This window comes from Paraburkholderia sp. SIMBA_030 (assembly GCF_046535245.1).
Classification (GTDB): Bacteria; Pseudomonadota; Gammaproteobacteria; order Burkholderiales; family Burkholderiaceae; genus Paraburkholderia.
In genome coordinates, this window is the sequence record NZ_JAWRXB010001564.1 from 1 (window position 1) to 238 (window position 238).

The following is a 238-nucleotide window of genomic DNA, read 5'->3' on the forward strand; positions in this document are numbered from 1 at the left end:
CCTGGGCAGCGGGCGAGGACTTCACGCTCGCGGACTGCGCGGCCGCGCCTTCGCTCTTTTACGCCGACTGGACGCATCGTATTCCGGAGCGCTTCGGCGCGCTGCGGGCGTATCGCGCGCGGTTGCTCGCACGCCCTTCGTTTGCGCGCGCGGTGGAGGAAGCGCGACCGTATCGGCACCTGCTTCCGCTGGGCGCGCCTGATCGCGATTGAGCATTTCGCCGCTTTGATTTAATCGG

At 67.6% G+C, this 238-nt stretch carries 1 protein-coding gene; it reads left to right on the forward strand.

What is annotated here, in order from left to right; translation table 11 throughout:
* On the forward strand, nt 1-212 hold a 212-nt coding region (locus SB772_RS45275), incomplete at its 5' end, for a glutathione S-transferase family protein (RefSeq protein ID WP_410839186.1).
* Between the last annotated feature and the right edge of the window lie 26 nt (nt 213-238).